The following is a 4,645-nucleotide window of genomic DNA, read 5'->3' as shown; positions in this document are numbered from 1 at the left end:
GCTAAATACCCACCGAAAGAATGTCCTATTACAGACCATTTATCAATTTTTAATACTTTTCTTAGTTCTTCACAATCTTGAATTAAATCACCTAGTCCAAAAGGTTCTTCCTCAGTAATTACTTCCGAACGACAAACTCCTCGTTGGTCTAACATAATTACATACAATGATTCTTTTAATCGTTCCGCTTGATGAAATGAAAAATCATAACAGCTCTCTCCTGGTCCGCCGTGCAAATATAATACTGGTTTATTTTTAGGACTTCCATGTGTTTCAACATATAGCTTTTTCCCTCTAATGTTCATATATTTCCCAACTTCAATCAAATTTGTTTTTATTATCATCACCTTCTTTTTTTACTGAATATTATAACATTTAAACTTAAATAATCCCTATTACATTTAAAAATACGATAACTATCGCAAGTGGTGCTACAAATCGAAGTAAAAATGCCCAGATAGTAAATACTATCTTTCCGTAATTTCCACCTATAAAAAATTCAGCTTCTAACACTTTCTTTTCCATTTTGAATGATACGAAAATACTAATAAATAATGCTCCGAGTGGCATTAATATATTACTAGATAAGAAGTCTATCGCATCAAAAATATTCTTCCCAAAAATCGTAATATCACTCCATACTCCAAATGATAACGCAGATGGTATACCTACTAGGAAAATGCAGAAACCGATGATCCATGATAGTTTATTTCTTCTTTCTTGCTCGCCATTTGCTAATGCTGAAACGACCGTCTCTAGTAGTGAAAATGCCGATGTTAATGTCGCAAATGTAAATAACGCAAGAAATACTGTTAAGAATAGTCCACCGAATGGAATTTGACTAAATACAGATGGCAATACGATAAATAGTAATCCAGGTCCTTCTGTTGGCTCCATTCCTAATGAAAATACTGCTGGAAATATAGCAAGTCCCGCAAATAAAGAAACGAATAAATTCAATCCAACAATCGTAACTGCTGATTTTGGTAAACTTTCTTTTTTATTTAAATACGAGCTATACGTAACCATAATCGAAATTCCTATACTAATCGCAAAGAATGATTGCCCCATTGCGAACAAAATACTTTCTGAAGTAATTTTTGAGAAATCCGGCTGTAAGAAAAACTTCACACCTTGCATCGCATCATCAAGTGTTAATGAACGAATAATAAGAGCGACAAATAATACGAACAACGCTGGTAACATATATTTACTTGCTTTTTCAATCCCATTTTGTACACCTTTTGATACAACCCATATCGTAATGAACATAAATGCAAAATGACCGATAATGGCCCAAGTCGGATTTCCAATTGTCTCTGTGAATAATGCACTATAATTTTGTCCTGGAGTAATAAGCTGCCCTGTCACTCCTCTGAATAAATAAATTAATACCCATCCACCTACAACACTATAAAATGATAGTAATATAAAACAAGTTCCAACGCCAAGACGGCCAATCCAGTGCCATCCTGTATTTGGTGCGATACTTTTAAATGCTCCAACTGCTTGTTTCTGTGTACTGCGTCCAATCATAAATTCAGCAATAAGTAGTGGTAGTCCAATTAATACAGTAAATAATATAAAGATTAAAAAGAATGCTCCTCCCCCGCTCTTTCCAGCGATATAAGGAAACTTCCATATTGCGCCAAGTCCAATTGCTGATCCTGCTGCTGCCATTATAAAACCTAATTTCGAAGTCCATTGCTCCGTCTGTTTCATCTTATTTTCCTCCTATTTAAATCTTTTTATATAAATAAATAAATTTTATATACCTATCCGAATAAACCCTCCATTTCTTTTTCTATAAAATAAAAAATGGCCTAGCATCTCTTTATATAAAGAGACGCTAAGCCATTTACTTAACGCGGTACCACCCTTATTGATTCCATTATGAATCCACCTTAGTAGTAATCGTTTGATTACAGACCTAATATCGAAGGTTAACCGTTAAGATTTACTAAGAATGTGATTCCGTTCCACCTTACTGCTCCTAGGCGAGTTCAGGATGTCATTTGACTATGTCACACCAACCCATAGCTCTCTGTACAAATACATGACCTTACTACTCCTATTCAACGCACTTTAATATTCTGAATATATCTTCTTTTGAAATTAATATGAAGTATATCGGTTATATTTATAACTGTCAAGGTATATATTAATTATTTTGTCGAAAAGGATTTTCATAGACTTATATAGAAAATATTTACAAATGAAATATAAAGAACATTAAAAAAGAATCTTCGCGATAATCGCGAAGATTCTTTTTTACGGTATAAGACGAGTACAATCTCTCGGAAAAGCACTCGCTTCCCTCACGTTGGATAATTCTAAAAGTCGATACACAACCCTTTCTAATCCTATCCCAAAACCACCATGTGGTGGACAACCGTATCGGAATGTATCTAAATAAGATTGAAATTTCTCTGGATGTAATCCTTTTTCTTTAAAAGAAGCAAGTAACATTTCATAGTTATGAATTCGCTGTGCACCTGACGTAATCTCTAGCCCTTTATACAATAAGTCAAAAGAATCAGTAATAGCTGAATTCTCTTTATTTGGCATCGTATACATTGGTCTCGCTTCTCTCGGATAATGTGTAATGAATACAAATTCACTATTATACGTTTCTTTCACATATTTCCCTAGTAACTTTTCACCTTCTGTATCTAAATCCCCTATGGGAGATTCTTTTCGATACTGACTTTTCAAAACTTCTTGTGCTTCTGATAATGTGATTTTAGGAATTTCCGCAATAACAGGTACTGTTACTTGTAATAGTTGTAGTTCTCTTTCACATTTTTCTCCTACTTGTTGAAACATATATCGTAAAACATCTGTTTCTAATTGCATCACTTCATGAAAATCATGAATAAATCCAAGTTCTACGTCTAACGATATATATTCATTTAAATGTCGTGACGAGTTATGATGTTCAGCCCGGTACACAGGAGCAATTTCAAAAACACATTCGAGTCCTCCCGCTACCATCATTTGTTTATAAAACTGTGGTGATTGAGCTAAATACGCTTCTTTTTGGAAATATGGAAGCTTAAAAACATTCGCTCCTCCTTCTGCCCCTTGCGAGACAATTTTCGGAGTAAATATACGTGTGAAATCGTTCTCTATTAGGAATTCACTAAAACTTTGAACGAGTGTCGATTTCACTTTAAAAACCGCCGCGATTCGCTCATGCCTTAATGATAATACACGCTCATTCAACAGTTGATCTAAGCCAACTTGTAGCTTCTTTTTATTTATCTCAAATGGAAGTGGCTCTGCACCATTTAATACTTTCACTTTACGTGCAAGTACTTCAATACCTAATTCTGTTTTCGGTGTCTCTACTATTTCTCCAATTATTTGGACGACACTTTCAACATCAACTTTGTATCCGGATAACTCGTTTTCTAATACACATTGAATAACTCCCGTTCGGTCCCTTAATAATAAAAAGCTAACATTTCCTAGATGACGAATCTTTTTTACCCACCCTTGTAGTAATACAACCTTCCCGCTATGCTCCGTACATTCTCGTGTGAGTGAGCGCTTCATTATTTGATCCATTATATTTCCCTCCATTAATTTTATTTTTATTTACTTTATTGTTGTTGTCGTCGTCATCATCATCCACGGTCACTCACCTCCTTTCAAAGAATACAAAAATCCGCCCCTATAAATAGGGACGGATTTTTCCGCGGTACCACCCAAATTGTCATAATGACCATCTTAGCCCTGATAACGGTAGGTACCGTTTGCTTTTACTAATTATCACGTTCAAAGCAACACTCACAGGTGTCTTTCCATCATGCGGTATCGCAATCTTCCCAGCAACCGATTGCTCTCTGTAGACCCTTGCATCATGTACTTTTCCTAATCATCACTTTTTATATTTACAGAGTATTCTATCTCTTTGTTTTGTAAAACGCAAGCCCTTTTAAAAAAATATTACGATTTTTCGCTAAACAGACCCCTTCTAAAGATATGTAATACGAACATTGAACTCTATACAATTATCATTTGAAAGCTTAGAAATATTTTATTCTTCTCAAATTCTCCTAACTTAATTTTCCATTTTATTACATAAACCCCACGTTTCCCACGCATATTATTATTAAAGTTTTATCGGAGGTGTACATATGAAAAAAACAATTAGTTTCTTTCTCCTATTATTGTGCTTAGTTGTAGTTAATGAAACATACGCATATTCACCAAAATCTTTACCAATCTCTCAAAATTCTGATCAATGGCAAGTGAATATTGATGAAGTAAAAAGAACGAGTGAAAAATTGTTGCAACCCAAAAAAGGTGTATTTCAAACATATCATTTCTCTGTAAAAAATCTTGGAAAAAGTGAAGTGTATAATGTACAAGTTGAAGTTTTTCGGAATGAACCACATACGAAAACAAAATATGAACTCTTTTCCCTAAAAGAAAGTCGTCTAGCGGGCGAAAAAACTGGATTTGAACACGCTAATTTTCCAGTTTCTACAAAAGCGGATAAGATTGACGTGATCATTACGTGGCAAGAACATCCTTTCCTCTCCATGAGAAACGGTCAAAAATTTGAATCTAGAAAATTTAAAGAGCATTTTGTTTTTAAAGAAGCAGTAAAGTAAATTTATCGGTATATGTATATTAT

4 protein-coding genes and 2 other annotated features are annotated in these 4,645 nt (G+C 34.2%); of the genes, 1 reads left to right on the top strand and 3 read right to left on the bottom strand.

What is annotated here, in order from left to right:
- The 3 genes from AB3X48_RS18180 to aspS form a co-directional block, all read right to left on the bottom strand.
- Nucleotides 1-344, bottom strand: a 344-nt coding sequence (locus AB3X48_RS18180; RefSeq protein WP_367959783.1) for an alpha/beta fold hydrolase, incomplete at its 3' end; no start/stop codon positions are given.
- A 37-nt stretch (nt 345-381) separates the two neighbouring features.
- Nucleotides 382-1,722 (bottom strand): sodium-dependent transporter, encoded by a 1,341-nt coding sequence (locus tag AB3X48_RS18175; RefSeq protein ID WP_199715464.1) that lies wholly within the window; start codon nt 1,720-1,722, stop codon nt 382-384.
- A gap of 117 nt (nt 1,723-1,839) precedes the next feature.
- Nucleotides 1,840-2,088 (bottom strand) — a binding site (T-box leader).
- Nucleotides 2,089-2,271: 183 nt separating this feature from the next.
- Nucleotides 2,272-3,570 carry an aspartate--tRNA(Asn) ligase gene (gene aspS / locus AB3X48_RS18170; RefSeq protein ID WP_199715463.1) on the bottom strand — a complete coding sequence of 433 codons (1,299 nt, stop codon included), beginning with the start codon at nt 3,568-3,570 and terminating at the stop codon, nt 2,272-2,274.
- Nucleotides 3,571-3,681: 111 nt separating this feature from the next.
- Nucleotides 3,682-3,893, bottom strand: a binding site (T-box leader).
- Nucleotides 3,894-4,142: 249 nt separating this feature from the next.
- On the opposite strand from aspS, the gene AB3X48_RS18165 reads away from it, so the two are divergent.
- Entirely contained in the window at nt 4,143-4,622 is a 480-nt protein-coding gene (locus AB3X48_RS18165; RefSeq protein ID WP_016104719.1) for a YozF family protein, read from the top strand.
- The last annotated feature ends 23 nt before the right edge of the window (nt 4,623-4,645 follow it).

Origin of the sequence: Bacillus sp. S4 (assembly GCF_040838205.1) — a bacterium.
Lineage (GTDB): Bacteria > Bacillota > Bacilli > Bacillales > Bacillaceae_G > Bacillus_A > Bacillus_A cereus_U.
This window is presented reverse-complemented; position numbering and strand designations above follow the sequence as displayed.

Coding starts and splice junctions, on each gene's coding strand:
- AB3X48_RS18175 (WP_199715464.1), bottom strand. CDS start 1,722: ATGAAACAGACGGAGCAATGGACTTCGAAATTAGGTTTTATAATGGCA.
- aspS (WP_199715463.1), bottom strand. CDS start 3,570: ATGGATCAAATAATGAAGCGCTCACTCACACGAGAATGTACGGAGCAT.
- AB3X48_RS18165 (WP_016104719.1), top strand. CDS start 4,143: ATGAAAAAAACAATTAGTTTCTTTCTCCTATTATTGTGCTTAGTTGTA.